The 22953-nt window shown below is 71.0% G+C and carries 22 protein-coding genes and 1 riboswitch; of the genes, 11 read left to right on the top strand and 11 right to left on the bottom strand.

All coding sequences use genetic code 11. The features are described from left to right. Positions 1–13: 13 nt before the first annotated feature. Positions 14–1297 carry an extracellular solute-binding protein gene (locus A8W25_RS21745; RefSeq protein WP_067163820.1) on the bottom strand — a complete coding sequence of 428 codons (1284 nt, stop codon included), beginning with the start codon at positions 1295–1297 and terminating at the stop codon, positions 14–16. 283 nt (positions 1298–1580) lie between these two features. Between A8W25_RS21745 and A8W25_RS21740 the strand changes: the two genes are divergently transcribed. The 5 genes from A8W25_RS21740 to A8W25_RS21720 all read left to right on the top strand — a co-directional run bounded on the left by A8W25_RS21740 (position 1581) and on the right by A8W25_RS21720 (position 8147). Beyond that, entirely contained in the window at positions 1581–2291 is a 711-nt protein-coding gene (locus A8W25_RS21740; RefSeq protein ID WP_067163818.1) for a GntR family transcriptional regulator, read from the top strand. Between the two features lie 143 nt (positions 2292–2434). Then, positions 2435–2689, top strand: coding sequence for a DUF3311 domain-containing protein (locus A8W25_RS21735; RefSeq protein WP_079126233.1), 255 nt, complete (start codon positions 2435–2437; stop codon positions 2687–2689). Between the two features lie 20 nt (positions 2690–2709). After that, positions 2710–4314, top strand: a complete 1605-nt coding sequence (gene mctP, locus A8W25_RS21730; RefSeq protein WP_067164337.1) for a monocarboxylate uptake permease MctP — start codon at positions 2710–2712, stop codon at positions 4312–4314. 117 nt (positions 4315–4431) lie between these two features. Next, positions 4432–4586: riboswitch (cobalamin riboswitch) on the top strand. A 127-nt stretch (positions 4587–4713) separates the two neighbouring features. Continuing rightward, positions 4714–7134 (top strand): ribonucleoside-diphosphate reductase subunit alpha, encoded by a 2421-nt coding sequence (locus A8W25_RS21725; RefSeq protein WP_067163815.1) that lies wholly within the window; start codon positions 4714–4716, stop codon positions 7132–7134. Then, a complete protein-coding gene (locus A8W25_RS21720) occupies positions 7134–8147 on the top strand; it encodes a ribonucleotide-diphosphate reductase subunit beta (protein WP_067163814.1) in 1014 nt (337 codons plus the stop codon). The genes A8W25_RS21725 and A8W25_RS21720 overlap by 1 nt, the downstream gene beginning before the upstream one ends. Before the next feature lie 66 nt (positions 8148–8213). On the opposite strand, the gene def is transcribed toward A8W25_RS21720, so the two are convergent. From def to A8W25_RS21680, 8 genes are all read right to left on the bottom strand, one after another. After that, positions 8214–8846, bottom strand: a complete 633-nt coding sequence (gene def / locus A8W25_RS21715; RefSeq protein ID WP_067163812.1) for a peptide deformylase — start codon at positions 8844–8846, stop codon at positions 8214–8216. Between the two features lie 59 nt (positions 8847–8905). Beyond that, positions 8906–9895, bottom strand: coding sequence for a tetratricopeptide repeat protein (locus A8W25_RS21710; RefSeq protein WP_067163810.1), 990 nt, complete (start codon positions 9893–9895; stop codon positions 8906–8908). 113 nt (positions 9896–10008) lie between these two features. After that, complete coding sequence (locus A8W25_RS21705; protein WP_107470770.1) at positions 10009–11262, bottom strand: HD-GYP domain-containing protein; 1254 nt, start codon at positions 11260–11262, stop codon at positions 10009–10011. 20 nt (positions 11263–11282) lie between these two features. Then, positions 11283–12665, bottom strand: coding sequence for an HD-GYP domain-containing protein (locus A8W25_RS21700; protein WP_067163808.1), 1383 nt, complete (start codon positions 12663–12665; stop codon positions 11283–11285). Between the two features lie 236 nt (positions 12666–12901). Then, positions 12902–13195 (bottom strand): mycothiol system anti-sigma-R factor, encoded by a 294-nt coding sequence (gene rsrA / locus A8W25_RS21695; protein ID WP_067163807.1) that lies wholly within the window; start codon positions 13193–13195, stop codon positions 12902–12904. Then, positions 13192–13836, bottom strand: a complete 645-nt coding sequence (locus A8W25_RS21690) for a sigma-70 family RNA polymerase sigma factor (RefSeq protein WP_067164333.1) — start codon at positions 13834–13836, stop codon at positions 13192–13194. The genes rsrA and A8W25_RS21690 overlap by 4 nt, the downstream gene beginning before the upstream one ends. Positions 13837–14054: 218 nt before the next feature. Continuing rightward, positions 14055–14699 (bottom strand): alpha/beta family hydrolase, encoded by a 645-nt coding sequence (locus A8W25_RS21685; RefSeq protein WP_067163805.1) that lies wholly within the window; start codon positions 14697–14699, stop codon positions 14055–14057. 57 nt (positions 14700–14756) lie between these two features. Next, positions 14757–15578 (bottom strand): SOS response-associated peptidase, encoded by an 822-nt coding sequence (locus A8W25_RS21680; RefSeq protein WP_067163803.1) that lies wholly within the window; start codon positions 15576–15578, stop codon positions 14757–14759. 50 nt (positions 15579–15628) lie between these two features. On the opposite strand from A8W25_RS21680, the gene A8W25_RS21675 reads away from it, so the two are divergent. From A8W25_RS21675 to A8W25_RS21660, 4 genes are all read left to right on the top strand, one after another. Next, positions 15629–16342, top strand: a complete 714-nt coding sequence (locus A8W25_RS21675; protein WP_107470739.1) for a M50 family metallopeptidase — start codon at positions 15629–15631, stop codon at positions 16340–16342. Positions 16343–16368: 26 nt separating this feature from the next. Continuing rightward, entirely contained in the window at positions 16369–17706 is a 1338-nt protein-coding gene (aroA, locus tag A8W25_RS21670; RefSeq protein WP_067163801.1) for a 3-phosphoshikimate 1-carboxyvinyltransferase, read from the top strand. A gap of 15 nt (positions 17707–17721) precedes the next feature. Beyond that, positions 17722–18735, top strand: coding sequence for a ribosome small subunit-dependent GTPase A (gene rsgA / locus A8W25_RS21665; protein WP_067163800.1), 1014 nt, complete (start codon positions 17722–17724; stop codon positions 18733–18735). A 70-nt stretch (positions 18736–18805) separates the two neighbouring features. After that, positions 18806–19129 carry a DMT family transporter gene (locus A8W25_RS21660; RefSeq protein WP_067164329.1) on the top strand — a complete coding sequence of 108 codons (324 nt, stop codon included), beginning with the start codon at positions 18806–18808 and terminating at the stop codon, positions 19127–19129. Between the two features lie 34 nt (positions 19130–19163). On the opposite strand, the gene A8W25_RS21655 is transcribed toward A8W25_RS21660, so the two are convergent. Continuing rightward, complete coding sequence (locus A8W25_RS21655; RefSeq protein WP_067163798.1) at positions 19164–19802, bottom strand: TetR/AcrR family transcriptional regulator; 639 nt, start codon at positions 19800–19802, stop codon at positions 19164–19166. Between the two features lie 153 nt (positions 19803–19955). Here A8W25_RS21655 and hisN point away from each other — a divergent pair, with 153 nt between their 5' ends. Continuing rightward, the gene (gene hisN, locus A8W25_RS21650) at positions 19956–20756 is read left to right on the top strand and encodes a histidinol-phosphatase (protein ID WP_067164327.1); all 801 of its coding nucleotides are present in this window, start codon (positions 19956–19958) and stop codon (positions 20754–20756) included. Between the two features lie 212 nt (positions 20757–20968). Beyond that, positions 20969–21370, top strand: coding sequence for a cyclic nucleotide-binding/CBS domain-containing protein (locus tag A8W25_RS21645; protein WP_067163796.1), 402 nt, complete (start codon positions 20969–20971; stop codon positions 21368–21370). Positions 21371–21462: 92 nt separating this feature from the next. Here A8W25_RS21645 and A8W25_RS21640 read toward each other — a convergent pair whose 3' ends face one another. Continuing rightward, the gene (locus tag A8W25_RS21640) at positions 21463–22932 is read right to left on the bottom strand and encodes a catalase (protein WP_067163795.1); all 1470 of its coding nucleotides are present in this window, start codon (positions 22930–22932) and stop codon (positions 21463–21465) included. Between the last annotated feature and the right edge of the window lie 21 nt (positions 22933–22953).

The raw sequence follows: 22953 nt of genomic DNA, 5'->3' as shown, positions 1-22953 counted from the left end.
CCTCGCCCACAGGTCACTTGGTGTTGATGACCTTGTCGATCGCGGTGTCCGCGTCCTTCGCGGCCTGCTCGACCGACTTCTTGCCGGTGCCGATGGCCTGCAGCATGTCCTGGAGGACCTTGGCCTTCTCGACCTGGCCCCAGCCCGGGGCCATGGGCACGAACCAGCTGGACTCGGCCGCGGTGGCCGCGACGGCCGTCTTCGGGTCCGACTTCAGCGGAGCCAGGTCCGTCTTGTTGTTGGGCAGGTTCTGCTTGGCGATCAGACCCTTCTGGCCCTGGGTGCCGGTGAACGCGTTGATCCACTCGGCGGCGAGCGCCTGCGCCTTGGACTTGACCGGGACCGCGAGGTCCGAGCCGCCGAGGAAGACCGGCATGGCCTTGCCGGACGGGCCGGGCATCACGAACGACTCGATCTTGTCGGCGAGCTTGCCGACCTTGTCGTTCTCGGGGAGCGCGGCGCTGCCGCCCTCCCAGGCGGCGCTGAAGATCAGCGCGGACTTGCCCTGGCCGTAGACGATCGGACGGTCGGCCTCGTCCTTGGTCTTGTCGCCGTGCATGTACTTGCCGAGGATGTTCTTGTACTCGTTCAGGCCCTTGAGGGACTCCGGCGAGGACAGGTTCGCCTTGAACTTGCCGCCGTCCTCCTTGGCGATGGAGCCGCCGGCGTCGTACACGTACGACATGGCCGCGTACCAGTCGCGGGTCGGCTGGTACCAGGAGCTGAACTTGTCGCCCTTCTTCTCCTGGATCTTGTCCAGGTCGGCGGTCAGCTCCGTGTACGTCTTCGGCGCGGCGGTGACACCGGCGTCGGCGGCGACGTCCTTGCGCCAGGTCGCCGTGCGGCCACCGGCGTAGTAGGGGACGCCGTAGGTCTTGCCGTCGTACGTGACCGAGGCCTTGAGGCCGTCGAGCCACGCCGAGGAGTTGTCGAACTTCGACGGGTCGACCTCGGCGAAGGCACCCTTGACCGAGTAGGCGAGCATCTCGGTGTTGCCCATCTCGACCACGTCGGGGGCCTTGTCGGTGGCGAGCACCGCGTCGAGCTTGGCGTTCTTGTCCGGCCAGCCGTAGTACTCGTGGTTGATCTTCAGGCCGGGGTGCTTGGCGACGATGGCGTCGTCGGCCGCCTTGACCAGGTCCGGCCAGTTCTTCTGCGCGTCGACCGTCAGCCAGACCGTCAGCGACTTGGCGTCGCCGCCCTTGGCACCGTCGTCCTTCTTGTCGTCGTCGCCGCACGCCGCGATGCTGACCAACATGCCCGCGACGCCGATCGCCGCGATGAGCTTGCGCTTCACGCCACCCTCCTCAGGGATGCTGCAACCCCCCGCCCACCGCGAAGACATACGACGTGTACTGCCTGTGGGGCTGGGACCTGGTCTTTAATGGTTTAGACCAGTACCCGGAGCTTGGCCTAGACCTTTAGGGGTGTCAAGGGTGTATAAGAAGGGCTGTCGCGTCCGTTATCGGACCGACACCTGAGGGAGGGCGACGACCCGTGACCGGTCCGTGCCACCATGTGAGCCGCGACAGACGGAGGAGCCGGTGACGGCAGCAGCGCAGCACTCGGGAAGGCGGGCCATGGCCACCGACGGGAGCGGTACGGAGACAGAGGCGGGCGCCGGCGCCCGGACCGCTCGCGTGCCCAAGTACTACCGCCTCAAGCGGCATCTGCTCGACATGACGGAGACCCTGCCGCCGGGCACCCCCGTGCCGCCCGAGCGCACCCTCGCCGCCGAGTTCGACACCTCCCGCACCACCGTGCGCCAGGCCCTCCAGGAGCTGGTGGTCGAGGGGCGTCTGGAGCGCATCCAGGGCAAGGGCACCTTCGTCGCCAAGCCCAAGGTCTCCCAGGCCCTGCAACTCACCTCGTACACGGAGGACATGCGCGCCCAGGGCCTGGAGCCCACCTCGCAGCTCCTCGACATCGGCTATGTGACGGCCGACGACACGCTGGCGGGGCTGCTCGACGAGCCGATGGCGATCGAGACGACGCACCTGTCGGCCAAGCGCTTCCCCGCACTGCGCCGCTCGCTCGTCAAGTACACCTCTCTCTACACCGCGCTCAACGAGGTGTACGGGGTGCGGCTCGCCGAGGCCGAGGAGACCATCGAGACATCGCTGGCCACCCCCCGCGAGGCCGGGCTGCTCGGCACGGACGTGGGCCTGCCGATGCTGATGCTCTCCCGCCACTCCATCGACGGCGACGGCGAGCCGGTGGAGTGGGTGCGCTCGGTGTACCGGGGCGACCGCTACAAGTTCGTCGCGCGGCTGAAGCGGCCGACAGACTGACATAGCCGGAAATAGCCTCCGGCCTGCACCGACTCCGCACTCTTTCGCCACGTCCGCTATCCGGACGGGGGTTTCGCGACGGTTATCCGTCCCCTAGATTTCCTGCGCATTACACAGGTGAAGTGAGGGGACGGAGCCAACGTATGCCGGAATCAACGCAAGAGCGGAGACCGGTGATCACGCCCGCGCGCGTGGTCATCGCCCTCTGCCTGACAGCGCCCTTCGTGGCGATGCTCTGGGTCGGTTCGTACGCGAAGGCCGACCCGGCCCTCGCGGGGATCCCGTTCTTCTACTGGTACCAGATGCTGTGGGTGGTCATCTCGACCGCGCTCACGATGCTCGCGTACAAGCTGTGGCAGCACGACCAGCAGGGCCGCAAGGCGGGTGAGGGCAAGTGACACTCGCAGCCAACGACGGGGTGAACGGCGTCGCGCTCGGCGTCTTCATCTTCTTCTTCCTGGCCGTCACGGTCGTCGGGTTCATGGCCGCGCGCTGGCGCCGCGCCGAGAACGAGAGCCTGGACGAATGGGGCCTCGGCGGGCGCTCGTTCGGCACCTGGGTCACCTGGTTCCTGCTCGGCGGCGACCTCTACACCGCGTACACCTTCGTCGCGGTCCCCGCCGCGGTGTACGCGGCGGGCGCGGCCGGGTTCTTCGCGGTCCCGTACACGATCCTCGTCTATCCGCTGATCTTCACGTTCCTGCCGCGGCTCTGGTCGGTCTCGCACAAGCACGGCTATGTGACGACCTCGGACTTCGTGCGCGGCCGGTTCGGCTCCAAGGGCCTCTCGCTCGCGGTCGCGGTCACCGGCATCCTCGCCACGATGCCCTACATCGCGCTCCAGCTGGTCGGCATCCAGGCGGTGCTCGACGTGATGGGCATCGGCGGATCCGGCAACTGGTTCCTCAAGGACCTGCCGCTGCTGATCGCGTTCGCGGTGCTCGCCGCGTACACCTACTCCTCGGGGCTGCGCGCGCCCGCGCTGATCGCGTTCGTGAAGGACACGCTGATCTACATCGTCATCCTGGTGGCGATCATCTACATCCCGATCAAGCTCGGCGGCTTCGACGACATCTTCGCGGCGGCCCGGCACAAGTTCGAGACGCCCAACGCGGCCGGGAAGCCCACCGGCGCCCTGGTGCCCGGCGACGCGGGCCAGTGGACCTACGCCACGCTCGCCCTCGGCTCGGCGCTGGCGCTGTTCATGTACCCGCACTCGATCACGGCGACCCTCTCCTCCCGCAGCCGCAACGTCATCCGCCGCAACACCACGATCCTTCCGCTGTACTCGCTGATGCTGGGCCTGCTCGCGCTGCTCGGCTTCATGGCGATCGCCGCCGGGGTCAAGGTCAAGAACGGCCAGCTGGCGATCCCGCAGCTCTTCGAGGACATGTTCCCGGACTGGTTCGCGGGCGTGGCGTTCGCGGCGATCGGCATCGGCGCGCTCGTCCCGGCGGCGATCATGTCGATCGCGGCCGCGAACCTCTTCACCCGCAACATCTACAAGGACTTCCTCAAGCCGGACGCCACGCCCGAGCAGGAGACCAAGGTCTCCAAGCTGGTCTCGCTCCTGGTGAAGGTGGGCGCGCTGGTCTTCGTCCTCACCATGGACAAGACGGTCGCGATCAACTTCCAGCTGCTCGGCGGCATCTGGATCCTGCAGACCTTCCCCGCCCTGGTGGGCGGTCTGTTCACGCGCTGGTTCCACCGCTGGGCGCTGCTCGCGGGCTGGGCGGTCGGCATGGCGTACGGCACGCTCGCCGCGTACGGGGTCGCCTCCCCCACCCAGAAGCACTTCGGCGGCAGCTCCAAGAACATCCCCGGCATCGGTGAGATCGGCTACATCGGCCTCACCGCGTTCGTCCTGAACGTCGCCGTCACCGTCGTCCTCACGGTCGCCCTGCGGGCCCTGAAGGCCCCCGACGGCGTCGACGAGACGTCCCCCGAGGACTACACGGCGGACGCGGGCGACCCGGGCGTACAGACCGAGCTGCCCCCGGCGACGGCGGGCTCCGCGCACTAGCCGACCCCTCCTCGTACGCGACGACGGGCCGCCGGGAATCCGGCGGCCCGTTGTCGCGTTCCTGGAAGACGAGTTGACACACCGACACCCTCCGAAGCCGACACGACACAACATGTGGGGGTGCCGCCGAAGCCCGGCACAAGATGTATGCTCGTGCTCGCTGTCGCCGCAGGGGAATCCGGTGCAAATCCGGAACTGTCCCGCAACGGTGTACTGGTACGTGTTTGCGTACTTGTTCAGTCCGAGGACCTGCCGAACAGCGCGCCCTGGCCGTCCGGTCCGGGTGCCAGACGTCCGGGCCTCGCGGAATGGGCAGTGGACGCGGCGTACCCCCGAGGGGGTGTGTCCGTGTGCCCGCACACTCCCCAAGGCCCCGTGCCGAGCGAGGAGTGCCCCCACGTGACCATCGCCCCTGCGGATCCCGCTTCAGCGATCGCCGAAGAGCCGGCCGATGCCCCCGGGACCGCCCTGCTGCGGACCCTGACCGACCTCACCGCCGATCTGCCGGACACCGACCCCGGCCGTGTCGCCGCCGCCGCGCTGCGCGGCCGCAACGCGCGTTCGGACGAGGCGGAGTTGCGTGGGCTCGCCACCGAGGCCGCCGCCGGTCTGATCTCCGAGGACCCGGCGTACTCCCGCCTCGCCGCCCGGCTGCTGACGCTCACGATCGCCGAGGAGGCCGCGACCCAGGGCTCGGTCTCGTTCTCCGAGTCGGTCGAGGTCGGCCACCGCGAGGGCCTGATCGCGGACCGCACCGCCGACTTCGTACGGCTGCACGCGGCCCGTCTGGACGCGCTGGTCGAGGCCTCCCTCGCGGACGGCGCCGACGACCGCTTCGGCTACTTCGGTCTGCGCACCCTCTACTCCCGCTACCTGCTGCGGCACCCGATCACCCGCCAGGTCGTCGAGACCCCGCAGCACTTCATGCTCCGGGTCGCGGCGGGCCTGGCCGAGGACGACTCGGCGCACGCGCTGGACGAGGTCGCCTCGCTCTACGGCCTGATGAGCCGGCTCGACTACCTGCCGTCCTCGCCGACGCTCTTCAACTCCGGCACCCGCCACCCGCAGATGTCCAGCTGCTACCTGCTGGACTCCCCGCTGGACGAGCTGGACTCGATCTACGACCGCTACCACCAGGTGGCGCGACTGTCGAAGCACGCGGGCGGCATCGGCCTCTCGTACTCCCGCATCCGCTCGCGCGGCTCCCTCATCCGGGGCACCAACGGCCACTCCAACGGCATCGTCCCGTTCCTGAAGACGCTGGACGCCTCGGTCGCGGCCGTCAACCAGGGCGGGCGGCGCAAGGGCGCGGCCGCGGTCTACCTGGAGACCTGGCACTCCGACATCGAGGAGTTCCTGGAGCTGCGCGACAACACCGGTGAGGACGCCCGGCGCACCCACAACCTGAACCTGGCGCACTGGATCCCGGACGAGTTCATGCGCCGGGTGGACGCGGACGGCGTCTGGTCGCTGTTCTCCCCCGCCGACGTGCCGGAGCTGGTCGACCTGTGGGGCGACGAGTTCGACGCCGCCTACCGCAAGGCCGAGGCGGCCGGTCTCGCCCAGAAGACGATCCCGGCGCGGGACCTGTACGGCCGGATGATGCGCACCCTGGCGCAGACCGGCAACGGCTGGATGACCTTCAAGGACGCCTCCAACCGCACCGCCAACCAGACGGCGGAGCCCGGCCACACGGTCCACTCCTCGAATCTCTGCACGGAGATCCTGGAGGTCACGGACGACGGCGAGACGGCCGTCTGCAACCTCGGCTCGGTCAACCTCGGCGCCTTCGTCCTCGCCTCCGGCGAGATCGACTGGAAGCGTCTGGACGAGACCGTCCGCACCGCCGTGACCTTCCTCGACCGCGTCGTCGACATCAACTTCTACCCGACCGAGCAGGCCGGCCGCTCCAACGCCAAGTGGCGTCCGGTGGGCCTGGGCGCGATGGGTCTGCAGGACGTCTTCTTCAAGCTGCGCCTGCCCTTCGACTCCCCCGAGGCGAAGGCCCTGTCCACGAAGCTGGCCGAGCGGATCATGCTCACGGCGTACGAGGCGTCCTGCGACCTCGCCGAACGCCCCCAAGCATCTCCGACAAGCTCCGATGCAGGGGGGACCCCCACGGGCCCCTTTCCCGCCTGGGACAAGACCCGCGCCGCGCGCGGTGTGCTGCACCCCGACCACTACGACGTCGAGCTGAACTGGCCGGAGCGCTGGGCGGCGCTGCGCGAGCGGATCGCCTCGGTCGGCATGCGCAACTCGCTGCTGCTCGCGATCGCCCCGACCGCGACCATCGCGTCCATCGCCGGTGTCTATGAGTGCATCGAGCCGCAGGTCTCCAACCTCTTCAAGCGCGAGACGCTCTCCGGTGAGTTCCTCCAGGTCAACGGCTATCTGGTGGAGGACCTGAAGAAGCTCGGCGTGTGGGACGCGCAGTCCCGCGAGGCGCTGCGCGACGCCAGCGGCTCGGTACAGGACTTCAGCTGGATCCCGGCCGACGTGCGCGCGCTGTACCGCACGGCGTGGGAGATCCCGCAGCGCGGTCTGATCGACATGGCGGCGGCCCGCACCCCGTTCCTGGACCAGTCGCAGTCGCTGAACCTGTTCCTGGAGACGCCCACCATCGGCAAGCTGTCGTCGATGTACGCGTACGCCTGGAAGCAGGGGCTGAAGACGACGTACTACCTGCGCTCGCGCCCGGCCACGCGGATCGCCCGCGCCGCCCAGGCCGCCGCCCCGATCCCCGTCCAGCAGGCGGCCCCCGACGCCGACGCGATCGCCTGCTCCCTTGAGAACCCCGAGTCCTGCGAGGCCTGCCAGTAATGAGCACCACCGACAAGAACCTTCTCGACCCGGGCTTCGAGCTGACTCTCCGTCCGATGCGCTACCCGGACTTCTACGAGCGCTACCGGGACGCGATCAAGAACACCTGGACGGTGGAGGAGGTCGACCTCCACTCCGACGTCGCCGACCTCGCCAAGCTGTCCCCGGGTGAGCAGCACATGATCGGCCGTCTGGTCGCGTTCTTCGCGACGGGCGACTCGATCGTCTCCAACAACCTGGTGCTCACGCTCTACAAGCACATCAACTCCCCCGAGGCGCGGCTCTACTTGAGCCGTCAGCTCTTCGAGGAGGCCGTGCACGTCCAGTTCTATCTGACGCTGCTCGACACCTACCTCCCCGACCCGGAGGACCGCGCGGCCGCGTTCGACGCGGTCGAGGAGATCCCCTCCATCCGCGAGAAGGCGCAGTTCTGCTTCAAGTGGATCAACGAGGTCGAGAAGCTGGACCGCCTGGAGACCAAGGCCGACCGCCGCCGTTTCCTGCTGAACCTGATCTGCTTCGCTGCGTGCATCGAGGGCCTGTTCTTCTACGGCGCCTTCGCGTACGTGTACTGGTTCCGCTCGCGCGGCCTGCTGCACGGCCTCGCGACCGGCACCAACTGGGTGTTCCGCGACGAGACGATGCACATGAACTTCGCCTTCGAGGTCGTGGACACCGTCCGCAAGGAGGAGCCGGACCTCTTCGACGATCTGCTCCGGCAGCAGGTCACCGACATGATGAAGGAAGCGGTCGAGGCGGAGCTGCAGTTCGGCCGCGACCTGTGCGGCGAGGGCCTGCCGGGCATGAACACCGAGTCGATGCGCGAGTACCTGGAGTGCGTCGCCGACCAGCGCCTGCAGCGCCTCGGCTTCGCCCCGGTGTACGGCTCGTCCAACCCGTTCTCGTTCATGGAGCTCCAGGGCGTCCAGGAACTCACGAACTTCTTCGAGCGCCGCCCGTCCGCCTACCAGGTGGCGGTCGAGGGCTCGGTGGGCTTCGACGAGGAGTTCTAGTCCCCGCGTACGGCGAGGGGCCCCGCACCATCCGTGGTGCGGGGCCCCTCGTGTGCGTACGCGCGACTAGGCGTTCGGGACGACCTCGTACCGCGGCGTGTTCTCCGCCATCTGCTTCAGCGCGTCCTTGCGGTCGCGCTTGGAGAGGCGGTCGATGTACAGGTAGCCGTACAGATGGTCCGTCTCGTGCTGGAGGCAGCGGGCGAAGTAGCCGGTGCCGCGCACCCGGATCGGGTTGCCCTCGGCGTCCTGGCCGCTGACCACCGCGTAGTCGGGGCGGGCGAGCTCCGCGTAGGCGGTCGGGACCGACAGGCAGCCCTCGTTGGACTCGTCCAGGACCCGGCGGTCGGCCGGCAGCTCCTCCAGGACCGGGTTGCACACGACGCCGACGTGGCGCACGCCCTCGTCGTCCATGCAGTCGTAGACGAAGACCTTGAGGTCGACACCGATCTGGTTGGCGGCCAGGCCCACGCCCTCGGCGGTGCGCTGGCTGGCGAACATGTCGTCGATCAGCGCGGCGAGCCTGTCGTCGAACTCGGTGACGTCCTTGCACTCCTTGTGCAGCACCGGGTTGCCGACGACCGTGATCGGCCGGGACGTGCCCCGCTCGCGGTACGCCTGCTCGCGCGCCTCGCAGTCCTCCGTGTCGACGACGAACCCGTCGTTCTCGACCTGCTGGTCCGTCTCCTGCTGCGACATGTCCGCCGTACGCCTTCCTCAAAAACCCGATTCCGAACCCGTACAGCCTACGGGCACGGTCAGCAGACTTCTTCGAGATCCCGCCACTCGCGGCTGTCCGGGCTGTCCGCGACCCAGCCGTCGAGCAGCCCGCGCACCAGGCCGGGCGGCGCCGCGATGCCGCACTCGCGCTCCGGCACCCACAGGTCACCGGCGGTGCGGTGGCCCAGCGGGCCGGGGTGGCCCGGCTCGCTGTGGTCGTGCGGGTCCAGGTGCTCGCCGTCGCCCTCGTCGCTGGGCATCCGCGACTCCGAGCAGGCCCGGCACAGCAGCCGCACCGACGACGACCAGTCCTCGGCGGCGAAGCCCGCGTCGGCCGCGAGCCGCTCAAGGGCGTCCCGGTCGGCCTCGGTGGCGGCCTCCAGGAGCACCACCCAGGTGGGCACCGGCGAGGGCGCCCAGAGCTCGATCTCGTCGAAGACCGGGAAGGAGGGCCCGGCCGCGACCGTGCGCTCGCCGTGCGGCACCCCGTCGTGCAGGACCACCTCGCCCCAGCGCCGCCCGGAGGACGGCAGCGGGATCGACAGGACCTCGATCCGCGCCGGGTCGAGCCTGCGGCCCCACACGACCTCGGCCTCGCCCTCGGGCGAGAGCCGCACGGCGGCGCTGCCCAGCTCCATCCCGGACGGCTCACCGGTGCCGGTGGCGGTCTCCTGGTAGCCGCGCGCCTTGAGGCCGTACGCCTGCCAGGCGCGGCGGGCCAGCGGCCAGTCCTGGAGCGCGGTGGCGGCGATGCCCACGTTCCACCAGTCGGGGGCTCCGGTCTCCTTGTCGAGCAGCGCCACGGCCCGCAGGCCCGCGGCCCGCGCCTGCTCCCAGTCGTGCCGGAACTTGTGCAGCAGCGCCAGGTTGAACCAGGACTCGGAGAGCCACGGTTCCAGGTCCGCGGCGCGCGTGAGCAGCGCGCCGGCGTCCTCGTACCTGCCGTCGCCGATCAGCGTGAACGCACGGTCCGTGGCCTGCCGCCACGAGGCGGAGGGCCGGTGCCGTCCCTTGCCGAAGATCCTCACGATTCCCGCCTGCCCAGACCGACCTGCCTCCGAGCCGGTCTTCGGTCTCCCAGTTTTCTGGGTTCTTTCGCATCCAACCATGCCCGGCCGGAAGGCCGCTCATTACTCCTGGGTTACCCAGGTGCCGCCAGGGTCAGACAGCCCCTGGCCAGGACGCGTGCGAGGGATTCCACGACCTCGGGCTGGTAGTCCCGGCCGGTCCCGAGCCGCAGCTGCTCCAGGGCGCTCAGGGAGCTGCCCGGCCCGCCCGGGGAGCCCGCCAGATCGTCGTAGGCGTTGACCGCGCGCACGATCCGGGCGGGCAGCGGCTGCTCGCGGTACGGGTCGGCCTGCCGCTCCACGATCACCGCGACCTCGGTGCTCCCCCCGGTCTGGCGCACCACGGCCCCGCCGAGGAGCGCTATCCGGCGCTGCTCGGCGGCGGGCAGCGGCGCGGTGGCCCCGGCGGGCACCGGGTCCACCAGGGAGAGCTGCCCGATGTCGTGCATCAGGGCCGCGTACTCCAGGACGGTCAGCTCGGACTCGGAGAGCCCCAGCTCGCGCCCGACGGCCCGGCTGAGCACCGCGACCCGGCGGGCGTGGCCCGGCTGGGTGTACCCGGCGATCTCGGTGGCGCGGGCGAGCGAGGTGATGGTCTGCCGGTAGGTGGTGCGCACCGCCGCGTACCGCCGGAACGCCAGCTGGGTCAGCAGCAGCGGCACACAGAACAGGGGCAGCGCCCACAGCCCCGCCACGGCGACCGCGAGCGCGATGACGGCCCCGGTGGCGCAGACCGCCGAGCCGACGCCGAGCAGCGCGCGCAGCTCGTCGCGGAGCAGCGGGCCGTACGGGAAGGAGGTACGGGCCCGCAGCAGCGCGGCGGCCAGGACCGCGTCGCACAGCGCGGTGAGCACCAGGACGAGGAGCAGGAACAGCGCGTAGTACGGGCCGTGCCCGACCCACAGCCCCAGCGTGCCGGAGTTGTAGAGCGGCTGGAAGCAGGCGGCGGCGAAGGCGACGGTGAGCACCCGCCGGGCCACCTGGTCCAGGCTCGGGCCCCGGCCGAGTGCCACGTGCGGCACGGCGCCGACCAGCGCGGCGGCCAGGACGACGGCGACGGACTGGAGGACGCCGTGGTGGGTGGCGTGCCCGGCGTTCTGGCCGAGCAGGGCGTACGCGAGGGCGCCCGCCGATCCGAGCGGCGCGGACTCGCGCGCCGTGTCCTCACCGGCCCGGTCACCCCAGCGGGCCAGCTCCCCGACGGCGACCAGGGCCCCGAAGGCGAGCGCGACCCCGGGCTCCACGACCCCGTACCAGAGGGTGGCGGCCAGCGCCCAGGCGGTGAGCGCGGCGGCGGCTCCGTACACCCCGGCGACGGTGAACGGCACCGCGCGCGTCCGCACGGGGCTCACGCGTGCCCGGCCGGGGCGGCGTCGCACGCCGGGACGTTTCCGCGTCCCGCGCCCCCGCCCCGGTCCGGCTCGTCCGCCGTCACCGCCGGGTGCCAGCCGTGCCGGTCGAGCGCGCGCACCAGGGCCCGCACCATCGCGGGGTCGAACTGGCGCCCGGCGCACCGCTCCAGCTCCTCGACCGCCGCCTTCACCGGCCGGGCGCGGCTGTAGGAGCGGGTCGAGGTCATCGCGTCGAAGGCGTCGGCGACGGCGACCACCCGGGCGAACTCGGGGATCTGCGGCCCGGCGAGCCCGTACGGATAGCCGCTGCCGTCGAGCCGCTCGTGGTGGTGCAGGATCGCGGCGCGCGCCTCGCCGAGGAAGCCGATCCCGCGCACCATCTCGTGGCCGTACTCGGGGTGCAGCTCGATCACCGCGCGCTCCTGCGGGGTGAGCGGCCCGTCCTTGCGCAGCAGCCGGGTCGGCACCCCCAGCTTGCCCACGTCGTGCAGGATCCCGGCGAACCGCAGCACCTCCAGACGGCCCTCCTCCATGCCGAGTTCCCGGGCGATCAGCACGGAGGCCAGGCCGACGCGCTCGCTGTGGCCGCGCGTGTAGGTGTCCTTGATGTCGACGGCCTGCACCAGGGCGCGGATGGTGGCCTGGTGGGCGGCGTGCTCGCGGTGGTACTGGGCGAAGACCCAGCACGAGACGTACATCGGGAGCAGCACCAGAAGGGCGGCGGGCGGGCCGTACGGGCTGCGCCAGAGCACCGCCATCATCAGCCCGGCGAGCCCGTGGACGCAGTACGGGGCGAGTGAGCGCAGCAGCAGCCCGCGCCAGGCGGTGCGTACGGGCAGCCGCTCGGCGGTCCACAGGATCAGCCCGTCGAGGGCGGCCAGGACCGCGCAGAAGACCAGCGCGGCCGCCCCGGCGGGCAGCAGGACGTACGGGAAGTCGGGGGCGAGGGCGGCCCGGGCGCCGCCGAGCGCGGCCCGTCCGCCGAGCCGTTCGTGCACCGCGGCGGCGGCGCCCACGGCGAGCGCCAGCTGGGCGGCGCGCCAGAGGCGGCGCGGGCACCGGGGTGCCTGTTCGACCCGGGCGAGGAGCGCGCCGGGGACGGCGGCCAGCGCGGCAGCGGCGGGCGGCAGCAGGAACGCGGCGGCGAGCAGGACGGGGAAGAAGGAGCCGGAGCCGGTCGGCACGGGGACCCGGCCGCGCGGGAAGGGGGAGCGTACGGGCCGTTCACCGAGCGCGTACAGACCGGCGAGCAGCCCGAACGCGCCCCAGGGGACGCCTCCGCGCGCCACGGGTAACACGCACGCCCCGGCGGCCACGACGGCGCCCAGGAGAGCGGCACGCGCCCCCCGGGGCAGGGTCCGCCGCTGCGGTCCGTCCATGGCACGCCTCCCTCCTGCTCCGGATCGGGAGGATAGGCCCGCGCGGGACGGCAAGTAGGCGCATTGTCGGATTGAACCGTTTCGGTCCCACCGGATTAGCACCTTCGAGTGACAGAAATTTCGGGCGCCGGAAGCATCGTCGGAAGCACCGGGTGACAGAAGCTTCGGGGCACAGAAAAGGGCCGCACCCCGTGGTTGCGGCCCTTCCTCCGATGCGGCTGTGAACGCTGCCCGGCTCAGCCCTCGGCGACGATGTCCTGGTCCGGCACGGCCTGGCCGGAGCGGATCAGGTCGATCCGGCCCATGACCTTGGACCGCAGATCGGCGGGGACGTCGTCCGACCCGCAGCACCGCTTCACCAGCTTCTTCACGGCCTGTTCGAGCCCGTACTTCTCCAAGCAGGGCGAGCATTCCTCAAAATGCACCTCGAACTTGTTGCAGTCACTGTCGGGCATCTCGTGGTCGAGGAACTCGTAGAGATGGTCCAGGACCTCAGAGCAGTCCGTCTCGTGCGGATCTCCGCAGCTCATGAGCCCGAGCCTTTCGCTTCGTCCGACTCGCCGGCGCCGGCCGGGACGAGCCCGCGGTCACGGGCGTAGTCCTCCAGCATTCCGCGCAGTTGGCGGCGGCCCCGGTGCAGCCGGGACATCACCGTACCGATGGGTGTACCCATGATGTCCGCGATCTCCTTGTAGGCAAAGCCCTCTACGTCCGCCAGATACACGGCGATACGGAACTCCTCGGGGATCGCCTGGAGGGCCGCCTTCACATCGGAGTCGGGCAGGTGGTCCAGCGCCTGCGACTCGGCCGACCGCAGTCCGGTCGACATGTGCGACTCGGCGCGCGCGAGCTGCCAGTCCTCGATCTCCTCGGCGGCGCTGCGCTGGGGTTCGCGCTGCTTCTTCCGGTAGGAGTTGATGAAGGTGTTGGTGAGAATCCGGTAGAGCCAAGCCTTGAGGTTCGTCCCCTCCCGGAACTGGTGGAAGGATCCGTACGCCTTCGCGTAGGTCTCCTGCACCAGGTCCTCGGCATCGGCGGGGTTGCGCGTCATGCGCAGCGCGGCCGAGTACATCTGGTCGAGGTAGCCGAGGGCATCCCGCTCGAAGCGCGCGTTTCGCTCGGCGGTCGACTCTTCCACGTGGCCGTCGTCGGTCCCTGTGACCGGACCCACCTCCTCGAACGGTGTGTCGAGTCCGAAGCTGGACCCGCTCGAATCGGAGGCCGCCGCTCGAATAGTGGCGGTCTTGGCCGCCGACAGCACCGTCCACTCCAGGTCAGCGGCGCGCGAGCGGCTGGGGCAGATGGTCGAACCCATGCGACGGACTCCCTCTCCACGAAATTCCGGGCCTGCGGATGTTTACGTCCGTCACAACAGCGGGCCGGTACGGGTCATTCCCGCAGGGCGCGCGCCCACCGGCCGACGCCCTCGGTGATGATCCCGAGGGCCGCGTCCTGGGTGAGGGAGGCCCGTTTGGGGACGGCGAACCCGTGATCCCCGAACGGCACTTCCACCAGCTGGTAGTCCCCCTCGGGAAACTCCCCGGGCCGCCCGAACGGATCGTTCCCGCCCTGTACGACGAGGGTGGGCACGCCTGCCCCCAGCAGCTCATCGGCCCGGGACTTCTCGGGCTTCCCCGGCGGGTGCAGCGGAAAACTCAGGGCGAGCACGGCGACGGCCCCGAGCTCCTTCGCGGTCCGGCAGGCGACCCGGGCGCCGGCACTGCGTCCCCCGGCGACGACGGGCACCCCCGCCGCGGCGAGCGCGGGCCACACCCCTCGCCACCCCGCGTCGAGCGTCCTGGGCGCGGGCGCCACCTTCTTCCCGGCGACGCGCCAGGGCTGCTCGACGAGGGCGACGCGGAGGCCGAGGGGTGGCAGGGCGGCGGCGACGGCTTGCAGGTCACGGGCTTCGATGCCGCCGCCGGCGCCGTGGCCGAGGGCGAGGACGAGGGGCGCGTCCTCGGGCCCGTGCCAGGTGATCCGGGCGTCTCCGGCGGGCGTCTCGACGAGATCGATATGGGTCACGGCCCCCATACTGCCGCGCGCAACGGGGCCCACCGGGTAACCCCACCCACCCCCGGAGGGAGGCGCTCAGAACAGCGTGGCCTCCTCCGGGCCCGCCAGTTCCGTCAGCAGCTCCGGCCCGTTGTTGCGGACGTTGCTGACCGCCGTCGACACCGCGTACGCCCGCATCAACCCCTCCGGAGGAGCCGCCAGCAGCCCCCGGAGCGACTCCACGGACGTCGTCCCCGGGTCCAGCCACGCGTCCCACCGAGCGCGCGGCAGCATCAGCGGCATCCGGGGATGGATCGAGTGCAGGGTGGCGGGGCCCTCCGCCGGGGCCACCCCCAGCGGCCCCGTCTCCGCCTCCGTAGTGATCACCGAGCAGGTAGCCCACCAGGCCGCCGGATGGTCGTCCGGCAGCGTACGGTCGCGCCAGAACTCGTAGAGCCCGGCCATGGCGAACACCGACCCGTCCACCGGCGAGATGAAGTACGGCTGCTTGCGCGGCCGCTTCTTCTTCCCCTCGACTTCGAGTTCGCGCTCGTCCACCCCCGTGACCCACTCGTAGTAGCCGTCCGCCGGGACGATGCAGCGCCGGGCCGCGAAGGGCCGGCGGAACGACGGCTTCTCGTGCACCGTCTCCGCCCGCGCGTTGATCATCCGCGCCGCCCCGTCCGGCGACTTCGCCCAGGACGGAACCAGCCCCCACTTCAGCTTGCGCAGCTGGCGAACCGGACGGCGGTCGTCCGCGTCTTTCAGTGGACGCTCAAGGACCGCGTAGACCTCTTTGGTCGGGGCCACGTTCCAGTCGGGCGCCAGCGTCTCCCGCGGATCGGGGTCCCACTTCTCTATCTCGAAGACTCCCGCGAGATCCTCGGGGCTACGACTCGCTGCATACCTCCCACACATGACCGCAACCCTGCCACGCGGCAGCCGACCACAGAGGAGCCGTCCCGGAAATGGCCGACGAAATGCCCGACCTGCACGTCTTCGGCACCCAGGCCGCACCCGACCAGTGGCTGGTGATCGCCGCCGGGATAGCCGCCCTCGCCGTCGTCCTGCCGCACGGCGTCTGGCGCCTCTCGCGCAACGCGATCACCATCGCCCACGAGGGCGGCCACGGCCTGGTCGCCCTGCTCACCGGCCGCCGCCTGGACGGCATCCGGCTGCACTCCGACACCAGCGGCCTCACCGTGAGCCGGGGACGCCCGACCGGTCTCGGCATGATCCTGACCGCCGCCGCCGGCTACACCGCTCCCCCGCTGCTCGGCCTCGGCGGCGCCTGGCTGCTCGCCGCCCACCACGTCACCCTGCTGCTCTGGCTCGCCACCGCCCTGCTGCTCGCGATGCTGGTGATGATCCGCAACGCGTACGGCGTGCTCACCGTGGTCCTCAGCGGCGCCGCCTTCCTGCTGGTGTCCTGGCTGACCTCGCCCGATGTGCAGTCCGCGTTCGCGTACGCGGTGGTGTGGTTCCTGCTGCTCGGGGGCGTGCGGCCGGCCTTCGAGCTCCAGGCCAAGCGCCGTCGGCACAACAGCGGCTCCGTCAACGACACAGACGCCGACCAGCTGGCGCGGCTCACCTCCGTACCACCGGCGCTCTGGTTGTTCCTCTTCCACGCCGTCTCGATCTGCTCGCTCATCGGCGGCGGACGGTGGCTGCTCGGACTCTAGGTTCTCCCCCCACTAAAGTGAGGGTCATGACCGAAACGCCCGTGCACCCCGCCCTCTGGCCCGCCCCCGTCGCGAGCGGAGCCGTCGACGCGACGGTCACCGTGCCAGGATCGAAATCGGTCACCAACCGTGCGCTGGTGCTGGCCTCCCTCGCCGCCGAGCCCGGCTGGCTGCGCCGCCCCCTGCGCTCCCGGGACACCCTGCTGATGGCGGAGGCACTGCGCACCCTCGGCGTCGGCATCGAGGAGGGGGTGGGCCCCGACGGCTCCGGCGAGGCCTGGCGCGTGATCCCCGCCGGTCTGCACGGCCCCGCCACGATCGACGTCGGCAACGCCGGTACGGTCATGCGCTTCCTGCCCCCCGTCGCCGCCCTCGCCGACGGCCCCATCCGCTTCGACGGCGACCCCCGCTCGTACGAGCGGCCCCTGAACGGCGTGATCGACGCGCTGCGCGCGCTGGGCGCCCGGATCGACGACGACGGCCGGGGCGCGCTCCCGCTGACCGTCCACGGCGGCGGCGCCCTCGACGGCGGCAGGGTCCGGATCGACGCCTCCTCCTCGTCCCAGTTCGTCTCCGCGCTGCTGCTCTCCGCGCCCCGCTTCAACCAGGGCGTGGAGGTGCGGCACACCGGCGCCACGCTGCCGTCCATGCCGCACATCCGGATGACCGTCGACATGCTGCGCTCGGTCGGGGCGCAGGTGGACGAACCCGAGACCGGCGGCGAGCCGAACGTGTGGCGGGTCTCCCCGTCCGCGCTGCTCGGCCGCGATCTCACCGTCGAGCCGGACCTCTCCAACGCGCAGCCGTTCCTGGCGGCCGCCCTGATCACCGGCGGCAAGGTGACCATCCCGGACTGGCCGGAGCACACCACCCAGCCGGGCGACCAGCTGCGCCGGATCTTCACCGAGATGGGCGGTTCCTGCGAACTCACCGCCACCGCCGAGGGCCGTTGCCTGGTCTTCACCGGCTCCGGCGCGATCCACGGCATCGACGTGGACCTGAGCGAGGTCGGCGAGCTCACCCCGGGCATCGCGGCGGTCGCGGCACTGGCCGACTCGCCCTCGACGCTGCGCGGTGTGGCCCATCTGCGGCTGCACGAGACGGACCGCCTGGCGGCGCTCACCAAGGAGATCAACGAGCTCGGCGGCGATGTCACCGAGACCGCCGACGGCCTGCACATCCGCCCGCGCCGGCTGCACGGCGGCATCTTCCACACGTACGACGACCACCGGATGGCCACCGCCGGGTCGATCATCGGCCTCGCCGTGGAGGGCGTCCAGATCGAGAACGTGGCGACGACCGCCAAGACCCTGCCCGACTTCCCGCGGATGTGGACCGAGATGCTGACCGGGGCCGGAAACTGAGCGGGGCCTGAGCAGATGCGCCGCTACGGCAAGAACCCCGACGAGGACGACATCCGGGTCCGCCCCAACCGCAAGGGCAACCGGCCCCGTACCAACATCCGCCCCAAGCACGAGGACGCCTCCGAGGGCATGGTCCTCACCGTGGACCGGGGCCGGCTGACCTGTCTCGTCGGGGACCGCACGGTCACCGCGATGAAGGCCCGCGAGCTGGGCCGCAAGGCCGCGGTGGTGGGTGACCGGGTCATGATCGTCGGCGATCTCTCGGGCGACAAGGACACCCTGGCGCGCATCGTCCGCATCCAGGAGCGCAGTTCGGTGCTGCGCCGCACGGCAGACGACGACGACCCGTTCGAGCGGGTCATCGTCGCCAACGCCGACCAGCTGGCGATCGTCACCGCCCTCGCGGACCCCGAGCCGCGCCCGCGTCTGATCGACCGCTGTCTGGTCGCCGCGTACGACGCGGGGCTCTCGCCGCTGCTCGTGCTCACCAAGTCGGACCTGGCCCCGGCGGACGAACTCCTGGAGATGTACGGGGCGCTGGGCGTCCCGCACGTCGTCACCTCGCGCGAGGAGCTCTACAGCGGCGACGCGGCGGACCGGGTGCGCGCGCACCTCGACGGCAAGGCCACCGCGTTCGTCGGCCACTCCGGTGTCGGCAAGACGACGCTGGTCAACGCGCTGGTCCCGGAGGACCGCCGCCGGGTCACCGGCCACGTCAACGCGGTCACCGGCCGCGGCCGGCACACCACCACCTCCGCGCTCGCCCTGCCGCTGGCCAGCGACGACGGCGGCTGGGTGATCGACACTCCGGGCGTACGGTCGTTCGGTCTGCACCACGTCGACCCGTCCCGGGTCATCCTCGCCTTCCCGGACCTGGTGCCCGGCACCGAGAACTGCCCGCGCGCGTGCAGCCACGACGAGGCGGAGTGCGCGCTGGACGCCTGGGTCGAGGAGGGGCACGCCGACCCGGCCCGGCTCTACTCGCTGCGCCGGCTGCTCGCCACCCGGGAGCGCCACGAGGGCGACTGACGGGCGCCCCGTGCATAATCGCATCTAGCGTTGACGAGCAGTCACTTATCCATTGCGGGAGGCCCTGGACATGGCGTGGCTGCTGGTGGTGGTCGCCGGAATCCTGGAGACGGGGTTCGCCGTCTGTCTCAAACTGTCGCACGGCTTCACCCGGATCGGCCCGACCCTCGCCTTCGCGGCCTTCGCGCTCGGCTCCTTCGGTCTGCTGACCCTGTCCCTGAAGAAGCTGGACGTGGGTCCGGCGTACGCGGTGTGGACCGGCATCGGCGCCGCGGGCACCGCGATCTACGGCATGGTCTTCCTCGACGACGTGGTCTCCACGCTGAAGCTGGTGTCGATCTCGCTGGTGATCGTGGGCGTGATCGGCCTCCAGATCTCGGGCTCGGCGCACTGAGTCCCGGGCCCGGCGCACCGCCGCGGCCCCGGGCTCAGGACACCGGCCGCATCGCCGTACGCGCCAGGACCGCGCGCACATGGGCCGCGTGCGCGCCTCCCCCCGGCGCCCCGGGCGCACCCGGATCCGGTGCCGTCACATACGACAGGGCGAGCCGCACCACCGTCTCGCAGCAGCGTGCGAGCTCCACCGGCTCCACGGCGGGCAGTTCCTTCTCCAGCGCCGCGAGCGAGCGGTCCCGTACCGTCGCCACCAGCTCGGACGGGCCCGGAACCCCGGCGTCCGCGCGCCGCTGCGCCGGTACGGGAGAGTGCGCGCCGAGCGTGCGGCGAGCCCGTGGGGCGGGCAGTCGCTCGCCCCAGCAGCCGGTGAGCAGCGCCCGGATCAGCGCGCTGGTGCGGGCCGAGCGCACGGTCCACTCGGCTAGCGCGACCAGCCGGTCGGCCGGGAGCGCCCGCTCGGCGAGGACGCGGTCGACCCCGCGCAGATAGACGTCGGCCTCGCGCCGCACCAGGGCGCGGGCCAGGCCCTCCTTGCTGCCGAACTCGTTGTAGAGCGTCTGCCGGGACACCCCCGCGGCCGAGGCCACGTCCACCATCCGCACCGCCGACCAGGGCCGTGCGGTGAGCGCCGAGAGTGTGGCGTCCAGTAAGGCTTCCCGCGCTGTGGGCATCGCGCCTCCCAGGGCCGTGCGAGCGGGCCGTCCTCAGAGTTGACGCGCGCCCCCGCACTGTCAATAGCCGCGGCGGGCGGTACGGGGCGCCGGCCGGTGTCCGCATCCCGGGCCATGTGGTCGCCGGAGGTGCTGGTCTATACGGTGGTGGCCATGCCCGACTACCACGATGATCTGCGTCTCGCCCACGTCCTCGCGGACGCCGCCGACGCCGCCACGATGGACCGGTTCAAGGCGCTCGACCTCAAGGTCGAGACCAAGCCGGACATGACGCCGGTGAGCGAGGCCGACAAGGCCGCCGAGGAGCTGATCCGCGGCCATCTCCAGCGGGCACGGCCACGGGACGCGGTCCTGGGCGAGGAGTACGGCCTGGAGGGCACGGGTCCGCGCCGCTGGGTGATCGACCCGATCGACGGTACGAAGAACTACGTGCGCGGGGTGCCGGTCTGGGCGACGCTGATCGCGCTGATGGAGGCGGGCGAGGGCGGCTACCGGCCGGTGGTCGGCGTGGTGTCGGCGCCCGCGCTCAACCGGCGCTGGTGGGCGGCGAAGGGGCACGGCGCGTACACCGGCCGCAGCCTGTCGCAGGCGAGCCGGCTGCGGGTCTCCAGCGTGTCCAGGCTCTCGGACGCCTCGTTCGCGTACTCCTCGCTGAGCGGCTGGGAGGAGCGCGGCAAGCTGGATGACTTCCTGGATCTGACCCGGGCGTGCTGGCGCACGCGCGCGTACGGCGACTTCTGGCCGTACATGATGGTCGCCGAGGGCTCGGTGGACATCTGCGCCGAGCCGGAGCTGTCGCTGTGGGACATGGCGGCGAACGTGATCGTGGTGCAGGAGGCGGGCGGCGTCTTCACCGGTCTGGACGGCCTGGAGGGCCCGCACAGCGGCAACGCGGCGGCCTCCAACGGCCTGCTCCACGACGAGCTGTTGAACCACGTGGGCACGGCGGACTGAGGCACGTCCCCGGCGCGGTCCCGCCGCTGGGGCGCGAGAGGGGCGTGGGTCGTACTTTTACGCGCCCCTCAACTGACCTCTACCACCCTCTTGTTGACGCGCATCCCTGATGCGACTCTAGGAGTCCCCCCACTTGTGAACTTGTGAATCCGTTCTCGTTTCCCGTACTCCGTACGGGACCACGGGGGTTCACCAAGGAGGTGGCTCCATCCATGCTCGTCCGTGACGCCATGAGCACGGTGGTCCTCACCATCGGACCCGCGCACACTCTCCGCCAGGCGGCCCGGCTGATGGCCGCGCGCCGCGTCGGAGCGGCCGTCGTCCTCGACCCCGACACCAGCGGGCTCGGCATCCTCACCGAGCGCGACATCCTCAACTCCCTCGGCCAGGGCCAGGACCCGGACCGGGAGACCGCGAGCAAGCACACCACCACCGACGTCGTCTTCGCGGCGCCGGGCTGGACCCTGGACGAGGCGGCCGACGCGATGTCGCACGGCGGCTTCCGGCATCTGATCGTCCTCGACGGGCACGGCCCGGTCGGCGTCGTCTCGGTCCGGGACATCATCCGCTGCTGGGCGCCCACCCGCCGCCACCCGGCCGAACTGGTCGGCTGAGCCGGTCCGCCGAGCCGTCCGCGCACGCGCAGAGGGCCGGCCCCCGCGGGGAACCGGCCCTCTGACTGCCTACGGCAAGCGATCCAGTGCTGTCAGCCGCGCAGGGCCTGGACCGCGGCCTCCAGCCGCTTGCCGAAGTCCGCGTCCGCCTTGCGGAAGTTCTCGATCGCGCGCTCGGCGATGTCGTCGCGCGAGACCTTGGCGATGAACCCGGACAGGTTCTCGATCAGACGGGTCTTCTCGTCCTCGGAGTACATCCGGTAGAGATTGCCCGCCTGGACGAAGTCGTCGTCCTCGGCGTGCAGCGGGGCGACGTGGTTGCCCGTCGCGTCGGTGACCGCGACCGGCTGCCACAGCGGACGGCCGGTCTGCTGCGGGCCGCCGAAGCTGTTCGGCTCGTAGTTCTTCGCGCCCTTGTGGCGGCCGTCGTACAGGTAGCCGTCACGGCTGTTGGTGCGCGCCTCGGTGGCGTGCGGGCGGTTCACCGGCAGGTGGTCGGCGTTGATGCCGACGCGGTAGCGGTGCGCGTCGCCGTACGCGAAGAGGCGGCCCTGGAGCATCTTGTCCGGGGACGGGCCGATGCCGGGCACGAAGTGCGCCGGGCTGAAGATGGACTGCTCGACCTCGGCGAAGATGTTCTCCGGGTTGCGGTTGAGCTCCAGCTTGCCGATCTCGATCGGCGGGTAGTCCTCGTGCGGCCACACCTTGGTGAGGTCGAACGGGTTGAAGCGGTAGGTCGCGGCGTCGGCGGCCGGCATGATCTGCACCTGCACGGTCCAGCTCGGGAACTCACCGCGCTCGATGGCCTCGCGCAGGTCGCGCTGGTGGCTGTCCGGGTCCTCACCGGCGAGCTGGTTGGCCTCGGCCTGGGTGAGGTTCTTGATGCCCTGGTCGGTCTTGAAGTGGTACTTGACCCAGAAGACCTCGCCCGCCTCGTTGTTCCACTGGTACGTGTGCGAGCCGTACCCGTTCATGTGGCGCAGCGTGGCCGGGATGCCGCGGTCACCGAAGAGCCAGGTGACCTGGTGGGTGGACTCGGGCGACAGCCCCCAGAAGTCCCAGACGTTGTCGGCCTCCTGGGAGCCCGAGTACGGGTCGCGCTTCTGGGTGTGGATGAAGTCGGGGAACTTGATGGCGTCCTTGATGAAGAAGACGGGCGTGTTGTTCCCGACGAGGTCGTAGTTCCCCTCCTCCGTGTAGAACTTCAGCGCGAAGCCGCGCGGGTCGCGCACGGCGTCGGCGGAGCCGAGGTTGCCGGCCACGGTGGAGAAGCGCAGAAACGTCTCGGTCTGCTTGCCGACCTCGGAGAGGAAGCCCGCCCGCGTCCACTGCGTGACGTCGCGGGTCACCGTGAACGTGCCGTACGCGCCCGCACCGCGCGCGTGGACTATGCGCTCCGGGATGCGCTCCCGGTTGAAGTGCGCGAGCTTCTCCAGGAGCGACTGGTCCTGGACGAGCACCGGACCGCCGACGCCAGCGGTCTCGCTGTTCTGGTTGTCGGCCACCGGCGCGCCGGCCTCCGTGGTGAGCGGTCCCTGCGTCACGTGCGCCTCCTGCGTCATTACCTGCGAGTCCTGTCCCTT

This window comes from Streptomyces sp. ERV7, assembly GCF_001653515.1.
Lineage (GTDB): Bacteria > Actinomycetota > Actinomycetes > Streptomycetales > Streptomycetaceae > Streptomyces.
This window is presented reverse-complemented; position numbering and strand designations above follow the sequence as displayed.